The following is a 26,847-nucleotide window of genomic DNA, read 5'->3' as shown; positions in this document are numbered from 1 at the left end:
GACCAATTTAGTCTTGATTACCGGGCCAGGCTCGACCATGTTCCGGTCAGGCGCGCGCGACCGCCGTCACGGGACGACTCGCGCGGCGCCGCCTTTCCGTCTGTCTTCGCGACCGGCGCGCGGACACGTGGCGCCGGCGCGGCCACCCAGGAGCCATCCGATGTTCATCCAGACCGAGCCGACCCCCAACCCGGCCAGCCTCAAGTTCCTGCCCGGTGAGCCCGTCCTGGGCCAGGGCACGGCTCAGTTCGACGCCCCCGATCAGGCCGGGCCGTCGCCGATGGCCTCGCGCCTGTTCCGCATTCCGGGGGTGTCGGCGGTGTTCCTGGGAGGCGACTTCATCACCGTCAGCAAGGCCGACGACACCGAGTGGAGCGTGCTCAAGCCGAGGGTGCTGGGCGCCATCATGGACCACTACACCGCCGGCGAGCCGATCCTGGTGGGCGGCGCCGACGACGCCGGCGCGACCGATGGCGAGGACGCCGTGGTCCGCCAGATCCGCGAGCTGCTGGACACGCGGGTGCGCCCGGCCGTGGCCCAGGACGGCGGCGACATCATCTTCCACGACTTCCAGGACGGCGTGGTCTACCTGCACATGCGCGGCGCCTGCTCGGGCTGCCCCAGTTCCACCGCCACCCTCAAGCACGGCATCGAGAACATGCTGCGCTATTACGTGCCCGAAGTGCAGGGCGTCGAAGCCGTGATGTAGGACCTGTTGACGGCCATACGCGCCCGACCCGCCGGCGCCACGGGGGCGCGGTCAGGGCGGGAGCGGGACGCGCATCGGACCGCCCCGGCCCGACCCACTCGGCCCGACCCACTCGGCCAAAAGCCGTCGACCTGGGTGCCTCAGTGCCCCAGGCCGTAGGGCGCCGGTGCGGCGTTGACCACCGCATGGAACAGGGTGCGGGCCTCCTTGCGGGCCTCCTGGCCGAACAGCGGGTCCTGATTGTCGGCGAAGGCGGCGTCGATCTCCGCCCAGTCCTCCTCGGTGAGGCTGTTCTGGGCCATCGGCAGAACAACCCCCTCCTCTTTTTGCAGGTGCTTGGTCTGCACCTTCAGGTAGGTCGCGACCTGATCGGCGAGGCGCGCCTCGGCGCCCGCCTGTTCCGCCTTGACCTCGTCCAGGGTGACCCGCATCCGCGCCAGGGCGTTGGGCAGGCTGCGGTGTTCATCCTCCAGTTCGTCCAGGATGGCGATGGCCATGGGATTGCGCTGGCGCAGCCGGGCGAACAGGTAGCGGTCCTCCTTGGGGTGGTGGAAGCGGTCCACGAAGGTTTCGATGTACTCGAAGATCTGGGTCATCAACTCCAGGTCGAGAGGTTCGCCGCGCGCATGCCCCCGCACCAGCGCGTCCAGGAGGTGGACGACCCGATAGAGGTTGCGGTGCTCCCTCTTGATAACGATCAGCGAGTCCATCATGGCCCTGGTCCACCCTGGCACCGGCGTGGTTGTGTGCCGACCCGCCCCCCGGGCGCTGGCGTCCCGGGCATCCGGCCGACGCGCCCCTGACCGGTCGGGGCTCTCGGGTCGCGACCGAAGTATACGCAGCCGCCCGGGGGGCGGCAAAGCCAAAGCACGCCCCCTCGGCCGGGCGGGCGGGGTCCCGCCGGACACGGCGGCACGCGGGCACACCCCCGGCATGCCGCGCGGCCCCATGACCGTCTTCGTACACATGGCGCGGCCGTCCTTCGCCTGGGCAGGACCGCAGTTTAGATATATTCTGTCTCCCCTATCGGGGTCTGATGGGGAATACTCATCCTCCGGGCGGCCGTGGACGCCGGCGATCCCACGTCATGGACCGCCGACGTCGTTTTGAAACCGAGCAGCATGGGGATCCACTGTGGCGTCGTGTCTTGACAGCCTGCCCCGCGCGCCGGTCGCATCGCGACACCGGCGGCGGGCGGCGCCCGAACCCTGCGAGAGCACGGCGAGCGGCGGGCCCCTCCGACGCATCGCGCTGGCCGCGCTGATGGCCGCCCTATGCGGCCTGGCGGCCCCCCTGGCCTCCCCCCCGGCCCATGCCGACGACAATGACGACCGCCTGGCCCGGATCGAGGCGCGGGGCACGCTCCGGGTCTGCATCTGGCCGGACTATTACGCCATCACCTACCGCAATCCCCGCACCAGGACCCTCGACGGCATCGACATCGACATGGCCCAGGCGTTCGCCGACGACCTGGGCGTGGACCTGACCTTCGTGGACAGTTCCTTCGCCGATCTGGTGACGGACATCACCACCGGTGCCTGCGACATCGCCATGCACGGCGTCGGCGTCCGCGCGGATCGCGCCCGGCACATGGACTTCAGCGACCCCCATCTGGTCAGCGGGATTTACGCCGTGACGCCGGTGACGCATCCCACCGTGACGCGCTGGGGGGATATCGACCAGCCCGGCCATGTGGTCGCGGTGCACAAGGGCACCTTCATGGAGCCGGAGATGCGGGCCCGCCTGCGAAACGCGGAGCTGCTGGTGGTGGACGCCTTTAAGGAGCGCGAGCAGGCGGTGCTGAGCGGCCGCGCCGACGTGTTCATGACCGACTATCCCTATGGCTGGCGCATGGCCGCGCTGACGGACTGGGCGCGCCTGCTGGCGCCGCCGGAGCCGGTCGCCCCCACGCCCTATGCCTACGCGGTGCCCAGGAACGAGCCGGCATGGCTGGCGCGGGTGAACGCCTTCGTCCGCGCGGCCAAGGCCGATGGGCGCCTGCGCAGGGCCGCCGAGCGCCACGGCCTGCTGCCGATCCTGGCCGAATAGGGCGGCGATGGCGCAAGGACAACCGGCAGACAAGCCCCCCGCCGCCCCGATGCCCCGCCGGGGCATGATCCAGCGGCTGCACTGGCTGGCCGGCGTGCTGGGCCTGGCGGTGGCGCTGCTGTTCATGCTGGCGGTCTATGCAACCTTGCGCTCCGCCCTCACCCAGCACACCAGCGCCGCCCGACTGGCGTCCGGCCTAGTGGAGGACACCGTCACCCGGACCCTCGAATCGGCGGAAACCACCCTGCTGGCCGTGGCCTCGGCGACGCGTCAGGCCGCCGGCCCGCCCGACCGCGAGCCATCGAACACCCTGCCCATCGTGGTCGACCAGACCCTGCGGTTCACGCCCTACATGCGCCAACTGGTGGTGGTCGATGCCGAGGGCCGGGTGATCGTGGACAGCACGGGTCCGCCGTCGGACCGCCACATCGACCTGGATCGCCTGGGGCTCGGGCTGGGGACGGGGTGGTCCCAACCCGGGGCGGACGGGACCATCTCTCCGGATGGCGCCACCCTGCACCGGGGATTGCTGCTGGGAACGGAGATCCCGGGCCGCTACCTGCCGACGCGGGACGGACCCGACGACCTCTCGCCCCGAACCACCCTGCCGGTGGCGGTGAACGCCGGGCCGAACCGATGGGTGATCGGCGCGCTCAATCCGGCCAACCTGCGCCTCATGCTGGACCATGGCCGGCTGGGACCCGCCGGCGCGGTGTGGCTGACGCGCCTGGACGGCGCCCCCATCCTCAAGATGGAGGACCCGGCCACATCGGTGCTGCGCGACCGCGCCCTGGCGCTGTTGCCCCTTGTCGACGCGGGGGTGGAGTCAGGGGTGCTGCCGCTCCCCGGACAGGACGGGACCGGCCCCCACGGCACCGCCGCGTTCCGGCTGTCGGCGCGCTACCCGCTGGCCGTGGTCGTCGCCGTGTCCCGGCGCGACGGCATCGCTGCGTGGCTGCGGGACGACAGCACCATGCTGTTCTGGGGGGCGGTGTCGCTGCTGGGCCTTCTGGGTGGCGGCGCGCTGCTGCTGCGCGAGACGATCCGCAGGGGCCGTCTGGAAAACCGCCTGCGGCTGGTCGGCCTCACCCAGGCCGTGTTCGCGCACTCCTCCGAGGCGATGCTGATCACCGACCCCGACACGCGCATCATCGCGGCCAATCCGGCCTTCCTGGAGGTCACGGGGCACACCATGGCGGCGGTGGTCGGTCGCCCGGCATCGGACTTCCTGTCCCCCGACGCGGCCCCGGACCCGGCGGCCGAGGAGATCGAGACGGACGGGCGCGCCCACGACCTGGGACGCGATGTCTGGCGCCTCGCCTGCCAGTCCGGCGAGGCGCGGTCGGTCGTCTATCGCGAGGCGCCGCTGTGTCACGGCGCCACCATCCTGACCCTCAACGACATCACCGATCGCATCGCCGCCGAACGCGCCTTGTCGGACGCCCTGCAACGCGCCGAACTGGCCAATCGCGCCAAGACCGAGTTCCTGGCCTCCATGAGCCATGAACTGCGGACACCGCTGAACGCCATCCTCGGCTTTTCGGAAATCCTGCGCGACCAGGTCTTCGGCCCCGTGGGCTCGCCCCAGTACCGCGACTACGCAACGGACATCCATAGCAGCGGCACCCACCTGCGCGACATCATCAACGACCTGCTCGACCTGGCGAAGATCGACGCCGGACAGTTCGAGCTCGACCCGGCGCCGCTGGACATCAACGAGGAGATCGGCGCCTGCTGCCGCCTGGTGAGCGAACGGCTCAACAACCACGGCCTGACCCTCATCCTCGACCGGCCGATCGCCCATCCCATGGTGCTGGTCGACGCCAGGGTGTTTCGGCAGATGTTGTTCAACCTGCTGTCCAACGCCATCAAGTTCACGCCGACCGGCGGCACGATCACCGTCTTCTGCCGGCGCGACGACCGGGGCGGCATGAGCGTCGCCGTCCGCGATACCGGCATCGGCATCCCACCCAACGCCCAGCGGCGCATTTTCGAGGCCTACAAACGCGCCATCAACACCGAAACCCGCCATATCGAGGGCAGCGGCCTCGGCCTGGCCCTGGTCAAGTCGATGATGGATCTTCATGGTGGGACCGTGACGGTGGACAGCGTCCCGGAAAGAGGATCCACCTTCACGCTGGTTTTCCCGGCGGACCGCTGCCTGCCGCGCCTGGAGACGGGGTGACCGCCGGCCTCGGGTCCCGGCCCATCGCCCCACAGGAAGAGCCTCGCCGTGCCTCTGTTTCCGATCCAGGATGTGTTCACCGCCCTCGGTCTCGTGCTGGTCATCGAGGGCCTGCTCTATGCCGTGGCGCTGGGACCCATGCGGGAGATGATCCGCCAGGCCCTGGAGATGCCCGACCACGTGCTGCGCATCGGCGGCGTGGTGGCCATGGCGCTGGGTGTCGTGGTGGTGGCGCTGGCGCGGCTGTAGCCGCCGCGACGATCCCCCTCGACTCCATGGGTGCCGCGCAACCCGGCGAGCCGGCGTGATCCCCGATGTTGCCGTAATTGTCGGGTCAGGTGAGGGGTCGGTGGGTGGCGCCGGGACGACCCCTTGGGGCTTCCGTCCCCGGAACCACCCGCCGCCGTCGTGGTGTGGCCGGCGTGATGCTTGCTTGATCCCGGGGGACTCGCCGCCTAGATCTCGGAAGCGAGGTCGCGCCGCCCCGCTCCGGGGCCTTGAGGCCACGGGCGACTCGCGCACCGCTCCGCGCCACCGCCGCCGCCAGCCCACCCCGTTTCTGATCCCGGGAGGATGCCACGTGTCTCGTCGTCTTGAGTCTCCAACGGTCGCCCGTGCCGTCGCCCGCCAGGAGGCACCGCTCCGCCGCCAGCGTCTCTGGGTTCTGGGCTCGGTCCTCGTCGTCGCCCAGATCCTGATGGCGCTGGCCGCCTCGCAGACCCAGGCGCGGCCGGCGCCGGACGGCTTCGCCGACATGGCCGAACGGTTGCTGCCGGCGGTGGTCAACATCTCCACCACGCAGACGGTCAGCATCAATCGCGGCCCGACCATTCCCGACTTCCCCGAAGGCTCGCCGTTCCGCGAGTTCTTCGACGAGTTCTTCGAGCGCCACGGCCGCCCCGACAGCGGGCCGCGCCGGGCGACGTCGCTGGGCTCCGGCTTCATCATCGACGCCGAGGGCTACATCGTCACCAACACGCATGTGATCGCCGACGCCGACGAGGTGACCGTCACCCTCAGCGACGACCGCACCCTGACCGCCGAGATCGTCGGCCGCGACCCGAAGACGGACATCGCCCTGCTGAAGGTGGAGCCGAGCGGCGCCCTGCCGGCCGTGGGCTGGGGCGATTCCGATGCATCGCGCGTGGGCGACTGGGTGATGGCCATCGGCAATCCCTTCGGCCTGGGGGGCACGGTGACCGCCGGCATCATCTCCGCCCGCGCCCGCAACATCAACGCGGGACCCTATGACAACTTCATCCAGACCGACGCGGCCATCAACCGTGGCAATTCCGGCGGCCCGCTGTTCAACCTCGACGGCGAGGTGATCGGCGTCAACACCGCCATCTTCAGTCCCTCCGGCGGCAGCGTCGGCATCGGCTTCGCGGTACCCGCCAACCTCGCCAAGCAGGTGGTCAACGACCTCAAGGACTATGGCCGCACCCGGCGCGGCTGGCTGGGGGTCCGCATCCAGACCGTGACCCCGGAAATCGCCGAGAGCCTGGGCCTTGACGAGGCGCGTGGCGCGCTGGTGGCCTCGGTCACCCCGGGCGGCCCCGCCGAGACCGCCGGCGTGCGGGCCGGCGACGTGGTCCTCACCTTCAACGGGCGCGACATCGAGGAAATGCGCCAGTTGCCGCGCATCGTGGCGGAAACCGAGGTCGGCTCGGGCGTGTCCATCGAACTGTGGCGCGACGGCGCGGTGACCGACGTCGCCGTCGAACTGGGCGAACTGGAAGCGGCCGAGGAGTCCGGTCTGCTGGCCTCCGAGACGTCACGGCCGAGCCCGCAGGACCCCGGAGAGGCGGGCGTGACCATGGTCGGGCTGACCGTGCGCGCGATCACCCCCGATCTGGCGGCCACCTTCGACCTGGACGAGGACACCCCGGGCGTGGTCATCACCGACGTCGACGCCGCCAGCGACGCGGCCGAGAAGGGCATTCGGCCGGGTCATGTGATCGTCGAGGTCAACCAGACCCCGGTGGCCACGCCGAGCGACGTCCGCGCGGCCCTGGATCAGGCGCGCGAGGGCAACCGCAGTTCGGTGCTGCTACTGGTGCAGCGCGATGGCACCATGTCGTTCCTGGCCCTGAAACTGGACTGATCCATGACCACGACGGCGCCGAGCGGGCGCCGTGACGACGGGCGCGCGAGACGGACGGAAGGCGGCCGTCTCGCGTGGCGCCCCGTCCGTCTCGCGCCGCCTCACGCCGCCAAGAGCGTGAAGCGGATGGTGCACCCCTGGTTCTCCCCCGGGGACTCCGCCCAGATGCTGCCCCCGTGATGCTCCACCACCTTCTTGCAGATGGACAGGCCGATCCCGGTGCCGCCCCCGTGGGCATCGCGGGCGTGCAGGCGCTGGAACAGGCCGAAGATCCGATCTTCATACCCGTGTCCGGGCGCCAGGCCGATTCCGTTGTCCCGCACGAACACCTCCCATCGCGCCGGCGATCCCGCCGCCTCGCCGGTCGCCTGCGGGCCGGGGTCCGCGCCGATCTCCACCCGCAGGGGCTGGTCCGGCCGGCGGTACTTGACGGCGTTGCCGATCAGGTTGGTGAACACCCGCACCAACTCCTCGGCATCACCCCGGACCATCGGCAGGTCGGCGGCGACGTCGAGAACCGCGCCGCTCAGGTCGATGTTCGCCCGCAGGTCCGCGACCGCGTCCTCCACCACCTCGGCCAGCGGCACCGGCACCAGGGGCTTGGGGTTGCGGCCGACACGGGCGAAGTCCAGCAGGTCACTAATGAGCGCGTCCATGCGCAACGCGCCCTCGTGCAGGTAGCCGAGGAAGTCGCGCTCCTCCGCCGTCAGGCGATCGGTGACGCGCCGGCGCAGCAAGGTCGCGTAGGACGCCATGGTGCGCAAAGGCTCGCGCAGATCGTGGGCCGCCACATGGGCGAAGGATTCCAGTTCGGCATTGGAGCGGAGCAACGCCGCGTTCTTGCGCCGCAACGCCTCCTCGGCCCGCTTGCGGTCGGTCAGGTCCACAAGGCTGACCGGCACGCCGCGACCGTCCTCCGGCGTGTCTGGAATGGGCAGGGAAAACAGGATGATCCGGTCCTGCCCATCGACCGTGCGCACGGACATTTCTCCCCGGAACTGGGACTCGCCCGCCCAGATGGCGCACACCTCGTCGGCGAAGACATCAATGGTCTCGGCGGTGAAGCACGTGTCGAGGGACGGGGTATCCGCCTCACCCGGCATGAAGCCGAACAGGCGCCGGGTCGCGGCGTTGCACGCCACCACCCGGACCTGCGCGGCCAGGTCCCAGATCAGCCCGGGGTGCGCGCGCAGATGCGCACGAAGGTCGCGGACGCCGTCGGCCCGCAGACGGCCCAGGTGCGCCATCATATCCGTGAAGTCCTGGGTACAGATGGCCACCTCGACGCTGTTGAACAGGTTGCGGAAGCGCGCCTCGGCCTCGCGAAGGTCGGCGATCCGCCGGGCCTGCTGCGCCTGTGCGTCGTGCAGGCGCGTAACCATGCCGTTGAAGGCCCGCGCCACGGCGCCGATCTCGTTCCGACGCCCCTCCGGCAGGGTGCGCGTCAGGTCACCCCGGCCCACCGCCTCGGCCGAGGCCGCCACCTCGGCCAGCGGCGCCAGGACGCGCCGGATCAGGATGGCGGCCAGGCCCGCCATCAGCGCCACCGCCAGTGTGATCAGCATCACCGTGCGCAGGTTGGCCGCGGCGAGCGGGGCCTCATAGGGGGCCACCGGCACCACGGTGGTGATCAGCCAGGACAGGCCGCGCGCATCCTCGAACGGCGTGACGTCGATCGCATACCGCTGGCCGGCCAGGGGAACCCGGGCCACATCGGACGTCGGCAGCGCGCCGGACAGGATCAGCCGGGCGCTTTCGGCGACCAGCGGGCGGGCACTGTCCGCGGCCGCCAGGCGATCCGTCGGGCGATCCCGGGCATCCACACGGAACGGCGCCTCGCCCGAGGACGACGCCACCAGCAGGCCGGCGCGGTCCATGATGTAGGTGAGCCCCGGTACATCGACATGCAGATCGGTCAGGAACCGTCCGACGTGCGAGACGAAGATATCGGCCCCCACCACCCCCAGCAGGCGCCCGTCGGCGTCACGCACCGCGCGGCTGGGCGCCAGCGCCAGGTCGTGACCCGTGAACAGCAGGTAGATGTCGCCCCAGGCGCCGCCATCGCGGGCCAGGGCCGCGCGGTACCAGGGCCGCTCGCGAGCATCATACCCGGGCAGCGCGACCAGCTCCCCACGGGAGTTTCCCGCCGGGTCCACCGCCGTTTTCGTGAAGGGTCCGGCCACGAACCCCTGGGTTCCGGTGGTGTAGAACGAAACGCGCCGGCCCTCGTGCCCGGCCCCGGCCAGGCCGCCTTCGGTATTGCCGAAGTAGAGGCTGGTCATCTCGGTCGGCACGGCGGCCTGGCTCAGGAAAAAGGCCTGGAGCGCCCCCTGGTCGGTGGACGGCAGGCTGCCCGAGGCGATGAGGCGCGCGTTCTGCTCCAGGATCAGGTGTGGAAGCGAGAGGAATCCGTGAAGATGGTCCACGATGCGCGTGGATACCTCCCGGTGCAGCGACCGGGAAACCTCCCGCACGGCCCCCGTGGCATTCACATGCGAGATATAGCCGGCCGTCCCACTGGTGACGAGAATGACCAGAATCGCCGACAAGACGAAAATCGTCCGCAGGGAGTGTCGTTTCATGATCGCCATGGTCACCTGGCCACTCTGCGATGGAACCAGCCTACCGTGAAGGGTTTGTGACGACAACGAAGCCGTGACCGCGATACACTTCTGCACACCCTACGCTCGAAACTTGATCCGGAAAGTGCGATATTAGGCTCGTGCCGCCACCGGGACGGGCGACCATTCCGCGAGACACCGGTCGCCTTTACCGTTGACGACCCTGCATCGGACAGGGTGACACCACCGCGCGCGGGCCTCGAAGAGCCCTTGGGAGGAAACACGATGCCCAGGAAGGTCGCCGCCCGCAAGGCGGAGCTGCTTGATCATGTTCGCCGCATGATCCATGACCGTCTCGACGCCACCGACATCCCCGCCGTCACCGCGTTCGTCGACACCTATTACGCTCATGTGCCGCCGGCCGACGCCGCGCCGCTTGATCCCGAGACGCTGTACGGCGCCGCCCTGGCCGCCTGGACCTTCCTGCGTCACCGCAAGCCGCGTCACGCGCGGGTGCGGGTCTACAACCCGAGGTTCGAGGAACACGGCTACCAGAGCGATCGCACGGTGGTCGAGATCGTCAACGACGACATGCCCTTCCTGGTGGACTCCGTGACCGCCGCCCTGGGCGACCTGGGCCTGACCGTGCACCTGGTGATCCATCCGGTGATCGGCACGCTCCGGGACGACCACGGTCAGCTGCTGGACGTGGCGGCGCCCGGCCGTCCCGAGGCGCTGCGGGAATCGGTGATGCATGTGGAGATCGGCCAGCAGACCGACGCAAACCTTCTGCGCGCCATCGAGACCTGCATCCAGGAGGTCCTGACCGAGGTGCGCGCCGCCGTCGACGACTGGCCGGCCATGGCCGAACTGGCGCGGGCCACCGCCGAGGGACTGAGCGAGACCCTGGCCGAACGCCACGCCGCCGGCACCGTCGAGACGGGCCTGGACCCGGACACCGCCACCGAAATGGCGCGCTTCCTGGAATGGCTGTGCGAGAACCACTTCACGTTCCTGGGGTCGCGCGACTACAGCTTCGCCGAGACCGACACCGGGCTGCGGGCCGAGCCGGAACCGGGCCTGGGCATCCTGCGCGATCCCTCGGTGCGGGTCTTCGGCCAACTCCGCGACCTGGAGACCCTGCCCGACGAGGTGCAGGACCACGTGCGCGACCCGAAACCGTTGATGATCACCAAGACCGCCATGCGTGCCCGCGTGCATCGCGCGGTGCCCATGGATGCCGTCGGCGTCAAGCGCTTCGACGCGGCCGGCCGCCTGGCCGGGATCACCCTCCTGGTCGGGCTGTTCACCGCCGACGTCTACACCAACAGCGCCAACTCGATCCCCCTGGTGCGCCACATCGTCGCCCGCACCATGGCCCGCAGCGGCTTCGACCCGCACGGGCACGACAGCAAGCGGCTTCAGCATATCCTGGAGACCCTGCCGCGCGACGAGTTGTTCCAGACCCGCGAAGACAAGCTGCTGGAAACCGTGCTGGGCATCCTGGACCTTCAGGAACGCCAGCGCACCGCCCTGTTCGTGCGCCAGGACGAGTTCCAGCGCTTCGTCTCCTGCCTGGTGTTCATCCCCCGCGACCGCTACGACACCACGCTCCGCCTGGCGGTCCAGCACATCCTGGGGACCGCCTTCGGCGGCACGGTGGAGACCTACTCCACCCAGGTGGACGATTCGCGCCTCGCCCGTCTGCACCTGATCCTGCGCACCACGCCCGGCGCGCTGCCGCCGCACGATCCGGAGGAGATCGAGACCCGCCTGGCCGACGCGACCCGCTCCTGGACCGACCACCTGGCCGACGTGCTGATCGCCGCGAAGGGCGAACAGCAGGGCACGCGGTTGCTGCACCGTTATGGCGAGGCCTTCCCGGCCAGCTATCGCGAGCGCCACTCGGCGCAGGCGGCGGTCGCCGACATCGCCCGCATTGAGGACGCGGTGCACGGCGACGGCTTCGCGCTCAGTCTCTATCGTCCCCTTGAGGCCCCGGAGAACGAGGTTCGCTTCAAGATCTACCGGATCGGCAAGGGGGCCTCGCTGTCGGACGTGCTGCCGGTACTGGAAAACATGGGCTTCCACGTGCACGGCGAGGTGCCCTACGAGTTGCGCGCGCGCCTGGACGACGGGGACCCTGGTGAGGATCCGCCCGGAGGCGCCGAGGGCGGCCCCCGGGCGACCACCGGACGCATCTGGATCCACGATTTCACGATGACCTCCGCGTCGGGCGCGGTGGTGGACGTGGGCACGGTGCGCGGCCCGTTCCAGCAGGCCTACGCCCACATCTGGGCCGGCACGCTGGAGAACGACGGCCTCAACCGGCTGATCGTCGAGGCCGGGCTGGACTGGCGCCAGGTCACGGTGCTGCGGGCCTACGCCCGCTACCTGCGGCAGGCGGCGTTCACCTTCAGCCAGAGCTACATCGAACAGGCCCTGGCCCGCCATCCGGGCATCACGGCGGCGCTCATCTCGCTGTTCGAGGCCCGCTTCGACCCCGACCACGATCCCGCGCACGATCCGGACGCCAACCCCGCCGAGGGTCGCATCAAGTCGGCCATCCAGGAGGACCTGAACGCGGTCACCAATCCGGACGAGGACCGCATCCTGCGCCGCTTCCTCAACCTGATCCGCTCGACGCTGCGCACCAACCACTTCCAGCGGGACGACCGGGGCGGCCCGAAACCCTGGCTGTCGCTCAAGCTGGACAGCGGCGCGGTCAAGGGCCTGCCGCTGCCGCGCCCCTGGGTGGAGGTGTTCGTCTACTCACCCCGGGTCGAGGCCATCCACCTGCGCGGCGGCAAGGTGGCGCGCGGCGGCATCCGCTGGTCCGACCGGCGCGAGGACTTCCGCACCGAGGTGCTGGGGCTGATGAAGGCGCAGATGGTCAAGAACGCGGTCATCGTGCCCGTGGGCTCCAAGGGCGGCTTCGTGGTCAAGCACCCGCCGCCGCCGGATGCCGGCCGCGAGGCCCAGCAGGCCGAGGGCATCGCCTGCTACCAGACCTTCATGCGCGGGCTGCTGGACATCACCGACAACCTGCGGGGCACCGAGGTGCTGCCGCCGCCGCGCGTGCGCCGCCGCGATGGCGACGACCCCTATCTGGTGGTGGCGGCCGACAAGGGCACCGCCGCGTTCTCCGACATCGCCAACGCGGTCTCGGCGGAGTACGGCTTCTGGCTGCGCGACGCCTTCGCCTCGGGCGGGTCGAACGGCTACGACCACAAGGTCATGGGCATCACCGCGCGCGGCGCCTGGGAGGCCGTCAAGCGCCACTTCCGCGAGATGGGGCACAACACCCAGACCCAGCCGTTCACCGTCGTCGGCGTCGGCGACATGGGCGGCGACGTGTTCGGCAACGGCATGCTGTTGTCACGCTTCATCCGCATGGTGGGCGCGTTCAACCACCTAAACATTTTCATCGATCCCGATCCCGACCCGGAGACCAGTTGGACCGAACGCAAGCGGCTGTTCGACCTGCCGCGTTCGTCCTGGACGGACTACGACACCGCGGCCCTGTCCGAGGGCGGGCGGGTGTTCAGCCGCCGCGCCAAGCGGGTCACCCTGACGCCGCAGATCAAGACCCTGCTGGGCGTCCGCCAGGACGAACTCACCCCGGACGAGGTGATCCGCGCCCTGCTCCGCCTGGAGGTGGACCTGCTGTGGTTCGGCGGCATCGGCACCTTCATCAAGGCCAGCCACGAAACCCATCCTCAGGTGGGCGACCGCGCCAACGACGCCTTGCGCGTGGATGCCCGCGAGGTGCGGGCCCGGGTCGTCGGCGAGGGCGCCAACCTGGGCGTCACCCAGCGCGGGCGCATCGAGTTCGCCGCCCGGGGCGGGCGCATCAACACCGACGCAGTGGATAACTCGGCGGGCGTGGACTGCTCCGACCATGAGGTCAACATCAAGATCCTGCTCGACGACATCGTCGAGGCCGGCGACCTGACCGAAAAACAGCGCAACCAGATCCTGGGGGAGATGACCGACGAGGTCGCGGCCCTGGTGTTGCGGGACAACTACCTGCAGACGCAGGCGATCTCGATGCTGGAACGGTACTCTGTGGAGGTCCTGGACCACCAGTCGCGGCTGATGCGGTCGCTGGAGCGCATGGGCCGCCTGAACCGGGCCGTCGAGTTCCTGCCCGACGACGAGGAGATCGCCGAGCGCAACGCCGCCGGGCGCGGCCTGACCCGGCCGGAACTGGCGGTGGTGGTAGCCTACGGCAAGCTCTGGATCTTCGACGAGGTGCTGGAGTCGGACCTGACGGAGGAGCCGGTTCTGAGCAACACCATGGCGCAGTACTTCCCCACCGCCGTGCAGACCCGCTTCCGCGAGCAGATCGGCCGCCACCGGCTGCGCCGCGAGATCATCGCCACCTACGTGGCCAACTCCATGATCAACCGCGTCGGCGCCGCCTTCGTCACCGAGATGATGGAAAAGACCGGCATGCGCGCCGCCGACATCGCCCGGGCCTACATGGTGGTCCGCGAGGTCTATGGCCTGCGCGACCTTTGGTCGTCCATCGAGACCCTGGACGGCACCGTTCCCGCCGGCGTGCAACTGGACCTGTTGCAGGAGGTCAACCGCCTGGTCGGCCGGCAGACCCAGTGGATGCTGCGACTCGGAACCTGGCCCCTGGACGTGTCGGCCACGGTCACCGAGATGGCGCCCGGCGTGCAACTGCTGTCGGCCAATCTGGACGAACTGGCCACCGAGGAAACCCTGGCCCCGGCCCGCGCGCGCATGGCCGAGTGGGTGGAGGTCGGCGTGCCCGAGCCCCTGGCCGCCGGGATCGCCTGCCTGATGGTCATGGGCGCGGCCGGCGACATCGTGCGCATCGGCGCCGCCCAGGACCTGCCCATGGAGATCGTGGCCCGGCTCTACTTCGCCATCGGCACGCGCCTCGGCCTGGACTGGCTGCGGCACATGGCGGACGGGCTGGATCGCGGCGGTCACTGGCACAAGCTGGCGTTGTCGGCGGTGGCCGAGGAGTTGTACAGCCACCAGCGCCAAATCACCTTGAGGGTGATCGAGCACGGGGAACACCTGGACGACCCCGACGCCGCCCTGGCCGCCTGGGTGGACACCAACCCGATCACCGTGGAGCGGGCCTCCCAGTTGCTGAATGAACTGCGGGGCGCCTCCTCGGGTGTGGATCTGGCCATGCTGACCGTCGCCAGCCGCCAGTTCCGCGCCATGGCGGGCTTGTAGGGGGACATCAACGGCGACCGGACGGGGGTCGGTCGCCGATCCGTCCGTGAAACAACTTGCGCTTTAGTTGTTTCACGGGCAAGGTGCGCGTTTCCGAATCCTGGACTCGACCCTCACCATGGTGCCCTTGTCTTCCCCGCCGTCCCCGTCCCTCACCGACGCCGAGCGTCTCGACCGGCTGCGCCTGATCCGCAGCGAGAACGTGGGACCGGTCACCTTTCATCGGCTGCTGCGCCAGTACGGCACGGCGGCGGCGGCCCTGGAGGCGGTACCCGAACTGGCCCGGCGCGGTGGCCGGCAAAAGGCGTTGCGGGTATGCTCGCGCGCCGCCGCCGAGCGCGAACTGGCGGCCCTGGCCCGCGCCGGTGTGCAGGTGATCGCCCATGGCGAGGCCGCCTATCCCCGCGTCCTCGCGCCCGTGGACGACAGCCCGCCGTTCCTGTTCGCGCGCGGACACCTCTCGTTGCTGGCACGCCCGACGGTGTCCATCGTGGGCGCGCGCAACGCCTCCCTGAACGGCCGCAAGATGGCCCACCGCCTCGCCCGGGAGCTGGCGCGGGCCGACCTGCTGGTGGTCTCGGGCATGGCCCGGGGGATCGACACCGCCGCCCACGAGGGAGCCCTGGAGCACGGCACGGCCGCCGTTCTGGCCGGCGGGGTGGACGTCATCTATCCGCAGGAGAACGAAAGCCTTTACGAGGACCTGGTGGCCCAGGGCCTGGTGCTGTCGGAGATGCCCCTGGGCGAGACGCCCCAGGCCCGCCACTTCCCGCGCCGCAACCGCATCATCTCCGGCCTGGCGCTGGGCGTGGTGGTGGTGGAAGGGGCGACGCGCTCCGGCTCGCTGATCACCGCCCGGCTGGCCGGCGAGCAGGGCCGCGAGGTGTTCGCGGTCCCCGGTTCGCCGCTCGACTCGCGGGCGGCCGGCCCCAACCGGCTGCTGCGCGACGGCGCGGTCCTGACGGAAACCGCCGACGATGTGCTGCGGGTGCTGGACGATCGCCTGCGGGCACCCCTGGCCGAACCGGAAAGCCATCCCTTCCGCGCCGGCACGGCGGAGCCCCCGTCGGAGTCCGACCTCGCCCAGGCGCGCGATACCGTGCTGCGGGCGCTGGGTCCCACCCCGGTGACGGTTGACGAAATCATCCGCGAGTGCCAATTGTCCGTGGCCGTCGTGGCGACCGTGCTGCTGGAACTGGATCTGGCCGGCCGCCTGGAGCGTTTCTCCGGTGGACGCGTGGCCCTGCTGGCGAGCCCCTGAGCACGCCCGGACGGACAGGTCGGGCCGGAACATCGGGCCGGATACATCAGGCCGGACGGGAAAAAAGGAACTGTCTCACGCCATGCGGGTTGTCGTCGTCGAGTCCCCGGCCAAGGCCAAGACCATCAACAAGTACCTGGGCGAGGACTTCACGGTCCTGGCCTCGTTCGGCCATGTGCGCGACCTGGTGGCCAAGGACGGCGCCGTCGATCCGGACCAGGACTTCGCCATGCGCTGGGAGGTGGACGCCCGCTCCGAGAAGCATGTGAAGGCCATCGCCGACGCGGTGCGCAAGGCCGACGCCCTGTACCTGGCCACCGACCCGGACCGCGAGGGCGAGGCCATCTCCTGGCACGTGCGCGACGTGCTGTTCGCCCGCAAGGCGCTGGGCGACAAGCCCGTGCACCGGGTCACCTTCAACGCCATCACCCGCAACGCCGTGACCACCGCCATGGCCGCGCCCCGCGCGCTGGACCAGGAGTTGATCGAGGCCTATCTGGCGCGCCGGGCGCTGGACTACCTGGTGGGCTTCACGCTGTCGCCGGTGCTGTGGCGCAAGCTGCCGGGCAGCCGCTCCGCCGGGCGCGTGCAGTCGGTGGCGCTGCGCCTGATCTGCGTCCGCGAGGCGGAGATCGAGCGGTTCACGGCCCGCGAATACTGGACGCTGAAGGCGCTGATGGCCAACACCGCCGGCCAGGCGTTCTCGGCCCGCCTCACCCATCTTCAGGGCAAGAAGCTGGACAAGTTCGGCCTGCCCGACGCGGCCGCCGCCCGCGCCGCCGAGGCCGCGGTGCGCGCCGCGTCGTTCTCGGTGGGCAAGGTCGAGCGCAAGACCACCAAGCGCAACCCGGCGCCGCCGTTCACCACCTCGACCCTGCAACAGGAAGCCTCGCGCAAGCTGTACTTCTCGGCCAGCCGCACCATGGGCGTCGCCCAGAAGCTGTACGAGGGCGTGGCCCTGGGCGGCGAGACCGTCGGCCTGATCACCTACATGCGGACCGACGGCGTACAGATGGCCCCGGAGGCCGTCGCCGCCACCCGCGCCGCCATCGACCGCGATTTCGGCGGCCGCTACGTGCCGGACAAGCCGCGCGTCTACAAGACCAAGGCCAAGAACGCCCAGGAGGCGCACGAGGCCATCCGCCCCACCGATCCCGGCCGCACCCCGGCGATGGTGGCGCCGTATGTGACCAAGGAGCAACTGGCGCTCTACGACCTGGTCTGGAAGCGCACCATGGCCAGCCAGATGGCCAGCGCCGAACTGGACCAGGTGGCCGTGGACCTGACCGCCGCCGACGGCTCGGCGGTGCTGCGGGCCACCGGCTCGGTCATCACCTTCGACGGCTTCCTGAAGCTCTACCTGGAGGATCGCGACGACACGCCGGAGGCCGGCGACGGCGCCGAGGGCGACGACGCCAACCGCCTGCTGCCGCCGCTGACCGAGGGCGACGCGGTCGAGCGCCGCGACGTGACGGTGGAGCAGCACTTCACCCAGCCGCCGCCGCGCTACACCGAGGCCAGCCTGGTCAAGAAGATGGAGGAGCTGGGCATCGGCCGCCCCTCCACCTACGCCAGCATTCTCTCGGTCCTTCAGGCCCGCAACTACGTGCGCCTGGACAGCCGCCGCTTCGTGCCCGAGGACCGGGGGCGGATCGTCACGGCGTTCCTGGAGAGCTTCTTCGCCCGCTACGTCGAGTACTCCTTCACCGCCGACCTGGAAAACAAACTGGACGAGATCTCGGCCGGCCAGCGCGGTTATCTGGCGGTGCTGCGTGAGTTCTGGGACGACTTCAAGGCGACCGTGGACGGCATCCAGGGCCTGCGGGTGTCCGACGTGCTCGACGCCCTGGACGCCGAGTTGGCGCCGCACCTGTTTCCCGCCAGCGAGGAGGAGGGGGCGCCGGATCCGCGCGTCTGCCCCAAGTGCGGCGAGGGCCGGCTGGGCCTGCGCCTGGGCAAGTTCGGCGCCTTCGTCGGCTGCTCCAACTACCCGGCATGCCGCTACACCCGGCAGCTGGTGGTCACCGGGGACGACGACGGCGGCGCCGACGATCTGGCCGCCGGGCCGCGCGTGCTGGGCACCGATCCGGACAGCGGCAAGCCGGTGACGCTGCGCAAGGGACCCTACGGCCTCTATGTGCAGTTGGGCGAGCAGGAGCAGGTCGGCGAGACCAAGACCGGCAAGCCGAAGATGGGACCGAAGCCGCCGCGCGCCTCTCTGCCCCAGGGGCTGGACGCCGACCGGGTCGACCTGACCGTGGCGCTGGGGCTGCTGGCCCTGCCCCGCGAGGTGGGCGCGCACCCCGAGAGCGGCCAGATGATCCAGGCCGGGCTCGGCCGCTTCGGCCCGTACCTGAAACACGGCGACGCCTACAAGTCCCTGCCCAAGGACGACGACCCGCTGCTGGTGCTGAGCATCGGCCTGAACCGGGCCGTGGACCTGCTGGCGCAGCAGGGCGGAAGCCGCACCCGCATGGCGTCGCGCGCCCTGGGCAACCATCCCGCCGACGGCAAGCCGGTGATGCTCAAGGACGGCCGCTTCGGCCCCTATGTGGAGCACGGAAAGGCCCGCGCCACGGTGCCCAAGGCCGAGCGCGAGGCCCTGGACACCCTGACGCTGGACCGCGCCATCGAGTTGATCCGCCTGAAGGCCGAGAAGGACGCCGCCAAGGCCGGCGGCGCGGCGGCCGGTGACGGCGAGGCGAAACCGGCCAGGAAGCCGGCCGCCAAGAAGCCGGCGACGGCCAAGGCGGCCCCAAAGAAGGCGGGCGCCAAGTCGGCCGCATCCAAGGCGGGGACCACGACCAGGACATCCGCCAAGGCCGGTGTTCCCAAGGAGAAGACCACCGCCAGGAAGTAGGACCTGTGACGCCGGTGACCGGCCGGATCGATCCGTGCCGTCGGGCCCGAGCCTCCGGCGCCTCTCCCCTGTCGACTCAGATCCCGTGTCAATGACACTTTTCACGGCGGCTTTGCATACACCACGGTAGAGTGTTCCCCGTGTCCCCGGGTCTGGCGCGTCCGATCCCGGGCTTACCGCCGCGCCGGCGCGCCGTGCGTCCGCCCCCAAGGCATCCCAACCGTGTGATAGGCGGAGCCTCCGGGCCCGGGGCGTGGGTGTCGGGTGCGACACGACGTGTTCTCGGTCCGGGAGTCCTCCATGCCCACCATGCGTACCGCCGATGGCGCCGACCTTTTCTATCAGGAGCGTGGCCAGGGCCGCCCGCTGATCATGATGCCCGGGTGGGGCTGTTCGCACCGTTTCTTCGATCGCAACGTCGAGGACTTGGCCCGTGTCTGCCGGGTCATCACCCCCGACCTGCGCGCCCACGGTGACTCATCCGACGTGGCCTGGGGCCACCGGATCGCCCGCTATGCCGCCGACATGAAGGCGCTGATCGACGTTTTGGAGCTTGAGGGGGTGGTCCTGCTCGGCTGGTCCATGGGGGCCGCCGTCGCCTGGAGCTACGTGGACCTGTTCGGCACGGCCCATCTCGCTGGACACGTCAGCGTCGATCAGTCTCCCCGCCAGTACTACTCCGAGACGTGGCGGTGGGGGCAGCCTGGCTGCTATGATGCCGAGGCCCTGGCCATTCTGTCCACGCGCCTGGAATACGACGCGCCGGCGGTGGCCCGTGGGCTGGTGCGCGGCTGCCTGGGCGACGTCTACCAGGCCACCGACGCGGAAATCGAGACCCTGGCGCGCGAAATCGACAAGTGCCCGCCCGCCGTGCGCGCCGAGATCATGGCCGACCACACGCACCTGGACTGGCGCGACCTGTTGCCACGCATCGACCTGCCCGCCCTGGTCTGCGTCGGCCGTCAGTCCAAGGTGTTCCCGTGGCAGGGCAGCGCCTATGTGGGCGAGCGGATCCCCGGCGCCCGAACCGTGGTCTTCGAGCAGAGCGGCCACATGCCGTTCTATGAGGAAGCGTCGGCCTTCAACGCCGCCGTGGCGGACTTCGTGATGGGCCTGGACACGGCGGTGGGCTGACCGGGGTGTCGGTGGGGCGGTGACACGAAGGGGCGGCCAGACATCATCATCGATCCGCCGCCGGAGCATCATCGATCCGCCGCCGGAGCCACCTCCCCCTGGGCCCGGCGCATCTCGACGAGCGCCCGCAGGCGCGCCCGCGCGGTCCGGTCCCGGGGCGCCAGCCGGCAGGCGCGGGCCAGGGCATGGCCGGCGGCGATGACCTCGCCCTGCTCGGCCAGCGCGGTCCCCAGGCCGCTCCAGGCGGTCACGGCATCCGGCCGCAGCGCCACCACGCGCCGCGCCGCCGCCACCGATTCGTCACCCAGGCCGGCCAGCCGCGCCACCTCGGCCCGCTGGTGCCAGCCCTCGGGGCCATCGGGCCGCGCATGCGTGGCCCGGCGCGCGGCGATCAGGGCCGGGTCCAGCGCCGCCATGGCCCCCAGCACCGCGCCCAGGGCGACCAGCGCCTCGGGGTGGGCCGGATCGGCCACCAGGGCGCGGCCGCACAACTCCAGGGCCTCCCTTGGGCGCCGCCAGGCCAGCGCCACCCGGGCGAGCAGGGTCCAGGCATCGGCGTTCAAGGGGTCGGCGCGGCTCAGGTCGCGACACAGCGCGGCGGCGGTCTGCAGGTCGCCGTCGCGCCAGGCATGCAGGGCATGGGCGAACGCGGTCCGGGCCGCCGCCGCGCCACCGTCATCCGCCTCCTTGTCCATGCCCATCATCGGGTCCTCCCGCCGCGCGCATCACCCGCCGGATCCATCCGGCCCCATATTTTGCCCTTGCCAGACCGGGTACGCCCCCATAGCGTCCGCGTCGCCATCCGCAAGTCAAGCACCCTTTTTCCGAAGCATCGGCCCTGGACCGCCCGCCACCATCCCTCGGCGACCGGGCGGCGGTCGACCGATCCCGCGAGGCCCCCTTCATGCGCCACCTCACGCCCCGGCCCGACGGGCCGGATGCCTCCCTGCGTCGCCACGTGCTGCGCACCCTGAAGCTTGCCACGCCGGTGGTCATGTCCCGGGTCGGCATGATGGGGCTGGCCGCCATGGACGTGGTCGTCCTGGGGCGCGCCGGCGCCGAGGCGCTGGCCGACTATGTGCTGGCCACGGCGCTCTACGAAAGCCTGTTCGCCACCATGGCCGGCCTGTTGCTGGGCGTGCCGGTGCTGACCGCGAGAGCCTTCGGGGCCGGCGACCTGTCGAGCCTGGGACCGATCTGGCGCCAGGGCCTGATATACGGCCTGCTGGTCGGGACGGGCCTGTGCGTCCTGCTGCAGTTCGCCGAGCCGATGCTCCTGTGGACCGGCCAGAGTCCGGAGATCGCCGCGCGCAGTGGCGTCGTGACCGGGGTCCTGGCGCTGGCCTTGCCGGCGATTGCCCTGTTCCTGGTCAGCGCCACGTTCCTGGAGTCCATCCAGCGCCCCTCGGTCGGCATGGTGACGGTGCTGCTGGCCAACCTGTCCAACCTGGCGTTCAACATCGTGTTCGTGTTCGGGTGGGGCCCCATCCCGGCCCTGGGCGCCATCGGCTGCGCCATCGCCACGGTGCTGAACGCCGCGCTGCTGGCCGCCGGGGTGGGGCTTTACGTGCGGTTCGGCCTGAAGGACCGCGTCGCCCTGGGACTCGCCGGCCGGGCCGGCGGCGGCTGGGCCGCCGCCGCGCCCCTGCGACGGACGGGCTACTCGGCCGGGTTGTCCTCTGGCCTGGAGGCCGGCGCGTTCAGTGTCGTCACCCTGCTGGTGGGAATGCTGGGGGCGCTGGCCCTGGCCATGCACGGCGTGCTGTTCCAGTTCCTCTTGCTGCCCTTCATGGTCGCCTTCGGCATCGCCGCCGCGACGCAGGTGCGGGTGGGCAACGCCTGGGGACGGGGCGACGCGCGCGGCCTGTGGCTGGCCGGCTGGATCGGGCTGGCGCTGGCCTCCCTGGTCACCGGATCGGCCGCCATCTTCTACGTGGTCATGCCCGAGACCCTGGTCCGGGTGTTCACCACCGACCCGACGGTGATCGCCGGCGCCGCGCCCATGATGGGCTGGGCGGCCCTGGCCCTGATGTTCGACGGCGGCCAGTCGGTGATGAACCACGCCTGCCGGGGCCGGGGCGACACCTGGGTCCCCACCAGCTTTCACGTCGTCAGCTACTGGCTGATCCTGATCCCGGCGGCGGCGTTGCTGACCTTCCCCGGCGGTCAGGGACTGGCCGGGGTCTATCAGGCGATCGCCCTGGCCAGCGTGGTGTCCCTGGTGGCGATGGCCACCCGCTTCGCCCTCATCGCGCGGCGGCCACTGGACCCGAAGGTCTAGGCGCCGCCATCGCCACCGCCACCACTACCGCCGTTCGCGCTTGGCCAGGAAGGCCAGGCGTTGCAGCAGGTGCACGTCCTGCTCGTTCTTCAGCAGCGCCCCGTGCAGCGGCGGCAGCACCGACTTGACGTCGTGGGCGCGCAACGCCTCGGCCGAGACGTCGTCGGCCATCAGCAACTTGATCCAGTCCAGCAGTTCGCTGGTGGAGGGCTTCTTCTTCAGGCCCGGCGCCTCGCGCACCTCGTAGAAGACGCCCAGGGCGTCGCGCACCAACTCGGCCTTGATGTCCGGAAAGTGCACGTCGATGATCTGCCGCATGGTGTCCTGGTCGGGGAACTTGATGTAGTGGAAGAAGCAGCGGCGCAGGAAGGCGTCCGGCAATTCCTTCTCGTTGTTGGACGTGATGATGACCACCGGGCGGGTCGCCGCGCGCACGGTCTCCCCGGTTTCGTGGACGTGAAACTCCATGCGGTCCAGTTCCAGCAACAGGTCGTTGGGGAACTCGATGTCCGCCTTGTCGACCTCGTCGATCAGCAGGACCGCGCCGCCCCCGGTGGTGAAGGCATCCCACATGCGGCCGCGCTTGATGTAGTTGCGGATGTCCTGGACCCGCGCGTCGCCCAACTGGGAATCCCGCAGCCGCGAGACGGCATCGTATTCATACAGCCCGTGTTGAGCCTTGGTGGTCGACTTGATGTGCCAGGCGATCAGCGGCAGGCCGAGGGCATCGGCGACCTCTTGCGCCAGCACGGTCTTGCCGGTGCCGGGCTCGCCCTTGACCAGCAAGGGACGTTGCAGGGTGACGGCGGCGTTGACCGCCACCGCCAGATCCTCGGTGGCGACGTAGGTCGCGGTGCCGGTGAAACTCATGAGGCGCGGGTCTCCCTGTCCGGTGCCGTATGGTCCTACCCGTGAAGGTATAGACGCGCGCGCCTGTGTTCAACGGGGCTGACAAGGCCCCCAGCGCTCGGATCCCCGAACCCAACGGTCCTTGACCATGACCGTCGGCCTGAACGCGGGACCCGCGTGGCTCGCCCCTCCGGCGTCCGAACCCTGGACGACGCCCACACGCGGCGGCGCTACAGGACGGCGATCACATAGACCACTTTCCACCCGCCGGGTCCCATGGCGTCCGCCACGGACGAAAATGTCCGCCCCCAGCTATAGATCGTCCCATTCTTGTAGTACATGTAGTGCTTGAGCCCTTTGTAGGGCAGCTTCGTCCCGGCTTTTGACTTGCTGACGCCGATGATCCCCTGCCCGCCCGTCAAGGCGCCCGACCCTTCGGTGATGCTGGTGCGCCGCTCCCACATTCGCGTGACGTAGTCGGCGACGGCCTCGGGCGGCATCGCCATGCTGAACTTCGAATCGCCCTCGATCTGTTGGACACTCAGGTTCTGCGCCGCCGCCTTGCTGATGTTGTTGATGTAGTCGTCAATCTTGAAGGTGTCGTAAGGCGGCCCGAAGGATCGTGTGAAGTCCCGGATCTTGGCCAGCAACGGGCTGTTGTCCGCCTGCAGCATGCGCAGATAGGTCTTGATCTCCGCAAGGACGCGATAGGCCTGGGTGGCGTTGATGATCTGCGGGCGCGCCTGCGGATTCTGGGCATACATGGCGTAGAAACTGCTTGTGAAGCCGCACACCCCCCAGCCGGTGTTGGTCACGCCCAGGCTTTCCATTTCGGCCTGGCTGTAGATGCTCATGGCGCGGTCTCCTTCCCCGGTCACCGACGACCCCAGACTCCCGGACAGCGTCCGTTTCGGTATCGTATCACCACCCCGTTTTCGGGCGCAACGGCGGCCCCGCGCTTGCCCCGAACCGGCGCGCGCTCCATAACCGCGTCATGACCCATGACATCGACCATATCGGCGTGATCGGCGGCGGCGCCTGGGGCACCGCGCTGGCCGCCACCGCGCGCCGCGCCGGGCGCCGCGTGACCCTGTGGGCACGGGAAGCCGACGTGGCGGCGGCCATCGCCCGCGAGCGGCGCAACCCTGACTTCCTGCCGGGCGTGGACCTGCCCGAGGGCATCACCGCCACCACCGCGCTGGAGGCCGTGACCGCCGACGCCGACGCGGTGCTGCTGGTCACGCCGGCGCAAGTGCTGCGCGGCGTCTGCGGCCGGCTCGCGCCCACCTGGCGGGCCGGCGTGCCGGCGGTCGTCTGCGCCAAGGGCTTCGAGACCGAGGGCGGCGCCAGCATGGGCCAGGTGGTCGCCGAGACCCTGCCCGGCGCGCCGCTGGCGGTGCTGTCCGGCCCGACCTTCGCCGCCGAGGTGGCGCGTGGCCTGCCCACGGCGGTCACCCTGGCCTGCGCCGACCGGACCCTGGGCGAGGCCCTGGCCCGGGCGCTCGGCACCGCCACCTTCCGTCCCTACTGGAGCGACGACGTCGTCGGCGTGCAGGTGGGGGGCGCCATCAAGAACGTGCTGGCCATCGCCTGCGGCATCGTCGAGGGCCGCGGCCTGGGCGACAATGCCCGCGCCGCCCTGGTCACCCGGGGTCTCGCCGAACTGACGCGGCTGGCCGTGGCCCTGGGCGCGCGCCCCGAGACGCTGATGGGCCTGTCCGGGCTGGGCGACCTGTTGTTGACCGCCACCTCGCTACAGTCGCGCAACTACTCGCTGGGCGCCGCGCTGGGCCAGGGGCGCGACCTGGACGCGGTGCTGGGCGAGCGCCGCTCGGTGGCCGAGGGCGTGCATACCGCCGCCGCCCTGGTCGAGATGGGCGCGCGCCTGGGGGTGGATCTGCCCATCGCCGGCGCCGTGCACGCAGTGCTCTCCGGCCGGGCCGAGGTGGACCGCGCCATCGCCGGCCTGCTGTCCCGGCCGTTCCGCGCCGAGCCCGACGCCCATCCCCTCGGCTGACCCCGGTCGATCGGTCCCGACCCGGGGTTGGCCGACCCCCGAGGGGCCTGCTAAGGTACCGTCGTTCCCCGTCCTGGAGACCCTGGAGACTCCGCCCCATGCTGTTCGTCGTTTACTGCCTGGACAAGCCCAACAGCCAGGACCTGCGCAAGGCCACCCGCCCCGCCCATCTGGAGTACGCGCGGGAGCATGGCGCGTCCATCCGGCTCGGCGGGCCGATGCTGACCGACGACGGCGAGGGCATGGTCGGCAGCCTGATCATCCTGGACATGGAGGACAAGGCGGACGTCGAGGCCTTCGTGCGCGCCGATCCGTATTATCAGGCCGGCCTGTTCGAGGCTGTGCTGATCCGCCCCTTCAAGCAGGTGCTTCCAGAGGCCGGCTGACCGTCATCCCCTCGCACCCGAAAGACCCCGCCATGCTGTGGATGATCAATTGTGTCGACGGCCCCAATTCCGCGCCCCTCAGGGCCCAACACCGAGACGCCCACATGGCCCATCTGCGCGCCCATGCCGACCATGTCGTGGTCGCCGGACCGTTGCAGAACGACGCCCGCGACACCGGCGTCGGCAGCCTGTTGATCATGGACTTCCCGGACCGCGACGCCGCCGTCGCCTTCGCCCAGGCCGACCCGTTCAACAAGGCCGGCGTGTTCGCCTCGGTCACCATCTGCCCGTTCCGGCAGACCCTTCCGGTGCGGTAGGAGAGGTCCGCGATGGCCCACTGGCTGCTGAAATCCGAACCCGGCGCCTGGTCGTGGGACGATCAGGTCGCCAAGGGCGTGGAGCCCTGGGACGGGGTGCGCAACCACCAGGCCAGCAATAACCTGAAGGCCATGCGGGTGGACGATACGGCCTTCTTCTATCATTCAGTGAATGAGAAGCGCATTGTCGGTGTCGTCCGAGTGGTGCGCGAGTACTACCCAGACCCCACGGACACCTCGGGCCGCTTCGGCATGGTGGACGTCGAGGCCGTCGCGCCGGTGCCGCGCCCGGTGACCCTGGCCGAGATCAAGGCCGAGCCGCGCCTCGCCGACCTGCCGCTGATCCGCCAGTCGCGCCTGTCGGTGATGCCCATCCCGGACGACGCCTGGGCGATCCTGTGCGCCATGGGCGGCGTGACGCCGTGACCGGGACAGGATGATGGTCACGCCGGCCCTGTGCGCCCTCGCCGACCTGGGCGATCCGGACGTCCGGGGCGTGACCGGCGAGGACGCGGACGGCCGCCCCCTGCGGCTGATCGTCGCACGCTGGCGCGGCCGTCTTCATGGATACGTGAACCGCTGCCCGCACAACGGTGTGCCGCTGGACTTCGTGCCCGGCCAGTTCCTGGACCGGAAAGGACGCCGTCTGATGTGCGGCACGCACGGCGCGCGCTTCCGGGTGGACTCGGGGCGCTGCACCGCCGGCCCCTGCCGGGGTCGGGGGCTGACCCGCGTGGCCCTGGAGGTCCGCGACGGCCAGGTCCGGCTGGCCACGCCGCCGGATGCCCTTTGATACCCCTGGCGGACCGGAGCCCCTCGTCCGTCAGGCGGCACCGGACTCCAGCGGTCGGCGCCCTTGACCGCCACGACGAGATCGCGAGCCAGACTCGCGCCCCTTTCGGGAGGAGAGACCC

20 protein-coding genes are annotated in these 26,847 nt (G+C 70.4%); 15 read left to right on the top strand and 5 right to left on the bottom strand.

The genetic code is table 11. From position 1 onward, the window contains the following. Positions 1-160 precede the first annotated feature (160 nt). Positions 161-709, top strand: coding sequence for a NifU family protein (locus GGD89_RS09345; RefSeq protein WP_184044459.1), 549 nt, complete (start codon positions 161-163; stop codon positions 707-709). Positions 710-849: 140 nt separating this feature from the next. On the opposite strand, the gene GGD89_RS09340 is transcribed toward GGD89_RS09345, so the two are convergent. After that, positions 850-1,422, bottom strand: coding sequence for a hemerythrin domain-containing protein (locus GGD89_RS09340; protein WP_184044457.1), 573 nt, complete (start codon positions 1,420-1,422; stop codon positions 850-852). Between the two features lie 550 nt (positions 1,423-1,972). Here GGD89_RS09340 and GGD89_RS09335 point away from each other — a divergent pair. The 4 genes from GGD89_RS09335 to GGD89_RS09320 all read left to right on the top strand — a co-directional run bounded on the left by GGD89_RS09335 (position 1,973) and on the right by GGD89_RS09320 (position 7,047). Beyond that, complete coding sequence (locus GGD89_RS09335) at positions 1,973-2,758, top strand: ABC transporter substrate-binding protein (RefSeq protein ID WP_184044455.1); 786 nt, start codon at positions 1,973-1,975, stop codon at positions 2,756-2,758. Between the two features lie 64 nt (positions 2,759-2,822). Beyond that, positions 2,823-4,943, top strand: coding sequence for a sensor histidine kinase (locus tag GGD89_RS09330; protein WP_184044453.1), 2,121 nt, complete (start codon positions 2,823-2,825; stop codon positions 4,941-4,943). 48 nt (positions 4,944-4,991) lie between these two features. Beyond that, positions 4,992-5,192: a DUF2065 domain-containing protein gene (locus GGD89_RS09325; RefSeq protein ID WP_343058575.1), complete on the top strand. Its 201-nt coding sequence runs from the start codon at positions 4,992-4,994 to the stop codon at positions 5,190-5,192. A 331-nt stretch (positions 5,193-5,523) separates the two neighbouring features. Next, complete coding sequence (locus tag GGD89_RS09320; RefSeq protein ID WP_343058574.1) at positions 5,524-7,047, top strand: DegQ family serine endoprotease; 1,524 nt, start codon at positions 5,524-5,526, stop codon at positions 7,045-7,047. A 101-nt stretch (positions 7,048-7,148) separates the two neighbouring features. Here GGD89_RS09320 and GGD89_RS09315 read toward each other — a convergent pair whose 3' ends face one another. Continuing rightward, complete coding sequence (locus GGD89_RS09315) at positions 7,149-9,629, bottom strand: ATP-binding protein (RefSeq protein ID WP_184044451.1); 2,481 nt, start codon at positions 9,627-9,629, stop codon at positions 7,149-7,151. Positions 9,630-9,893: 264 nt separating this feature from the next. On the opposite strand from GGD89_RS09315, the gene GGD89_RS09310 reads away from it, so the two are divergent. From GGD89_RS09310 to GGD89_RS09295, 4 genes are all read left to right on the top strand, one after another. Then, positions 9,894-14,828 carry an NAD-glutamate dehydrogenase gene (locus tag GGD89_RS09310; RefSeq protein WP_184044449.1) on the top strand — a complete coding sequence of 1,645 codons (4,935 nt, stop codon included), beginning with the start codon at positions 9,894-9,896 and terminating at the stop codon, positions 14,826-14,828. Between the two features lie 118 nt (positions 14,829-14,946). Next, on the top strand, positions 14,947-16,089 hold the full coding sequence (gene dprA / locus GGD89_RS09305; protein ID WP_184044447.1) for a DNA-processing protein DprA: 1,143 nt from the start codon (positions 14,947-14,949) through the stop codon (positions 16,087-16,089). Between the two features lie 82 nt (positions 16,090-16,171). Continuing rightward, a complete protein-coding gene (gene topA, locus GGD89_RS09300; protein WP_184044445.1) occupies positions 16,172-18,949 on the top strand; it encodes a type I DNA topoisomerase in 2,778 nt (925 codons plus the stop codon). Positions 18,950-19,249: 300 nt separating this feature from the next. Further along, a complete protein-coding gene (locus tag GGD89_RS09295; protein WP_184044443.1) occupies positions 19,250-20,083 on the top strand; it encodes an alpha/beta fold hydrolase in 834 nt (277 codons plus the stop codon). Positions 20,084-20,151: 68 nt separating this feature from the next. Here GGD89_RS09295 and GGD89_RS09290 read toward each other — a convergent pair whose 3' ends face one another. Then, the gene (locus tag GGD89_RS09290; protein ID WP_184044441.1) at positions 20,152-20,787 is read right to left on the bottom strand and encodes a tetratricopeptide repeat protein; all 636 of its coding nucleotides are present in this window, start codon (positions 20,785-20,787) and stop codon (positions 20,152-20,154) included. A gap of 200 nt (positions 20,788-20,987) precedes the next feature. Between GGD89_RS09290 and GGD89_RS09285 the strand changes: the two genes are divergently transcribed. Continuing rightward, entirely contained in the window at positions 20,988-22,364 is a 1,377-nt protein-coding gene (locus tag GGD89_RS09285) for an MATE family efflux transporter (RefSeq protein WP_184044438.1), read from the top strand. Between the two features lie 24 nt (positions 22,365-22,388). Here the strand turns inward: GGD89_RS09285 and GGD89_RS09280 are convergent, their stop codons facing one another. Then, positions 22,389-23,234 (bottom strand): AAA family ATPase, encoded by an 846-nt coding sequence (locus tag GGD89_RS09280; protein ID WP_184044436.1) that lies wholly within the window; start codon positions 23,232-23,234, stop codon positions 22,389-22,391. A 209-nt stretch (positions 23,235-23,443) separates the two neighbouring features. Further along, positions 23,444-24,067: a hypothetical protein gene (locus GGD89_RS09275; RefSeq protein ID WP_184044434.1), complete on the bottom strand. Its 624-nt coding sequence runs from the start codon at positions 24,065-24,067 to the stop codon at positions 23,444-23,446. A 140-nt stretch (positions 24,068-24,207) separates the two neighbouring features. Between GGD89_RS09275 and GGD89_RS09270 the strand changes: the two genes are divergently transcribed. The 5 genes from GGD89_RS09270 to GGD89_RS09250 all read left to right on the top strand — a co-directional run bounded on the left by GGD89_RS09270 (position 24,208) and on the right by GGD89_RS09250 (position 26,726). Beyond that, positions 24,208-25,230, top strand: a complete 1,023-nt coding sequence (locus tag GGD89_RS09270; RefSeq protein WP_184044432.1) for an NAD(P)H-dependent glycerol-3-phosphate dehydrogenase — start codon at positions 24,208-24,210, stop codon at positions 25,228-25,230. 98 nt (positions 25,231-25,328) lie between these two features. Next, complete coding sequence (locus GGD89_RS09265) at positions 25,329-25,616, top strand: YciI family protein (RefSeq protein ID WP_184044430.1); 288 nt, start codon at positions 25,329-25,331, stop codon at positions 25,614-25,616. A 32-nt stretch (positions 25,617-25,648) separates the two neighbouring features. Continuing rightward, complete coding sequence (locus GGD89_RS09260) at positions 25,649-25,933, top strand: YciI family protein (protein ID WP_184044428.1); 285 nt, start codon at positions 25,649-25,651, stop codon at positions 25,931-25,933. Between the two features lie 12 nt (positions 25,934-25,945). Then, positions 25,946-26,359, top strand: a complete 414-nt coding sequence (locus GGD89_RS09255) for an EVE domain-containing protein (protein ID WP_184044426.1) — start codon at positions 25,946-25,948, stop codon at positions 26,357-26,359. 10 nt (positions 26,360-26,369) lie between these two features. Then, positions 26,370-26,726 (top strand): Rieske (2Fe-2S) protein, encoded by a 357-nt coding sequence (locus GGD89_RS09250; RefSeq protein ID WP_184044424.1) that lies wholly within the window; start codon positions 26,370-26,372, stop codon positions 26,724-26,726. The last annotated feature ends 121 nt before the right edge of the window (positions 26,727-26,847 follow it).

It is taken from the genome of Roseospira visakhapatnamensis (genome assembly GCF_014197915.1).
GTDB classification, from domain to species: domain Bacteria; phylum Pseudomonadota; class Alphaproteobacteria; order Rhodospirillales; family Rhodospirillaceae; genus Rhodospira; species Rhodospira visakhapatnamensis.
The sequence above is the reverse complement of the archived record's forward strand: the minus strand, read 5'-3'. Positions and strand labels throughout refer to the sequence as shown.

Excerpts from the sequence above, each read along its gene's own strand:
- GGD89_RS09345 (WP_184044459.1), top strand. The coding sequence starts at position 161 with ATGTTCATCCAGACCGAGCCGACCCCCAACCCGGCCAGCCTCAAGTTC.
- GGD89_RS09340 (WP_184044457.1), bottom strand. The coding sequence starts at position 1,422 with ATGATGGACTCGCTGATCGTTATCAAGAGGGAGCACCGCAACCTCTAT.
- GGD89_RS09335 (WP_184044455.1), top strand. The coding sequence starts at position 1,973 with ATGGCCGCCCTATGCGGCCTGGCGGCCCCCCTGGCCTCCCCCCCGGCC.
- GGD89_RS09330 (WP_184044453.1), top strand. The coding sequence starts at position 2,823 with ATGATCCAGCGGCTGCACTGGCTGGCCGGCGTGCTGGGCCTGGCGGTG.
- GGD89_RS09315 (WP_184044451.1), bottom strand. The coding sequence starts at position 9,629 with ATGAAACGACACTCCCTGCGGACGATTTTCGTCTTGTCGGCGATTCTG.
- GGD89_RS09310 (WP_184044449.1), top strand. The coding sequence starts at position 9,894 with ATGCCCAGGAAGGTCGCCGCCCGCAAGGCGGAGCTGCTTGATCATGTT.
- dprA (WP_184044447.1), top strand. The coding sequence starts at position 14,947 with ATGGTGCCCTTGTCTTCCCCGCCGTCCCCGTCCCTCACCGACGCCGAG.
- topA (WP_184044445.1), top strand. The coding sequence starts at position 16,172 with ATGCGGGTTGTCGTCGTCGAGTCCCCGGCCAAGGCCAAGACCATCAAC.
- GGD89_RS09295 (WP_184044443.1), top strand. The coding sequence starts at position 19,250 with ATGCCCACCATGCGTACCGCCGATGGCGCCGACCTTTTCTATCAGGAG.
- GGD89_RS09290 (WP_184044441.1), bottom strand. The coding sequence starts at position 20,787 with ATGATGGGCATGGACAAGGAGGCGGATGACGGTGGCGCGGCGGCGGCC.
- GGD89_RS09285 (WP_184044438.1), top strand. The coding sequence starts at position 20,988 with ATGCGCCACCTCACGCCCCGGCCCGACGGGCCGGATGCCTCCCTGCGT.
- GGD89_RS09280 (WP_184044436.1), bottom strand. The coding sequence starts at position 23,234 with ATGAGTTTCACCGGCACCGCGACCTACGTCGCCACCGAGGATCTGGCG.
- GGD89_RS09275 (WP_184044434.1), bottom strand. The coding sequence starts at position 24,067 with ATGAGCATCTACAGCCAGGCCGAAATGGAAAGCCTGGGCGTGACCAAC.
- GGD89_RS09270 (WP_184044432.1), top strand. The coding sequence starts at position 24,208 with ATGACCCATGACATCGACCATATCGGCGTGATCGGCGGCGGCGCCTGG.
- GGD89_RS09265 (WP_184044430.1), top strand. The coding sequence starts at position 25,329 with ATGCTGTTCGTCGTTTACTGCCTGGACAAGCCCAACAGCCAGGACCTG.
- GGD89_RS09260 (WP_184044428.1), top strand. The coding sequence starts at position 25,649 with ATGCTGTGGATGATCAATTGTGTCGACGGCCCCAATTCCGCGCCCCTC.
- GGD89_RS09255 (WP_184044426.1), top strand. The coding sequence starts at position 25,946 with ATGGCCCACTGGCTGCTGAAATCCGAACCCGGCGCCTGGTCGTGGGAC.
- GGD89_RS09250 (WP_184044424.1), top strand. The coding sequence starts at position 26,370 with ATGATGGTCACGCCGGCCCTGTGCGCCCTCGCCGACCTGGGCGATCCG.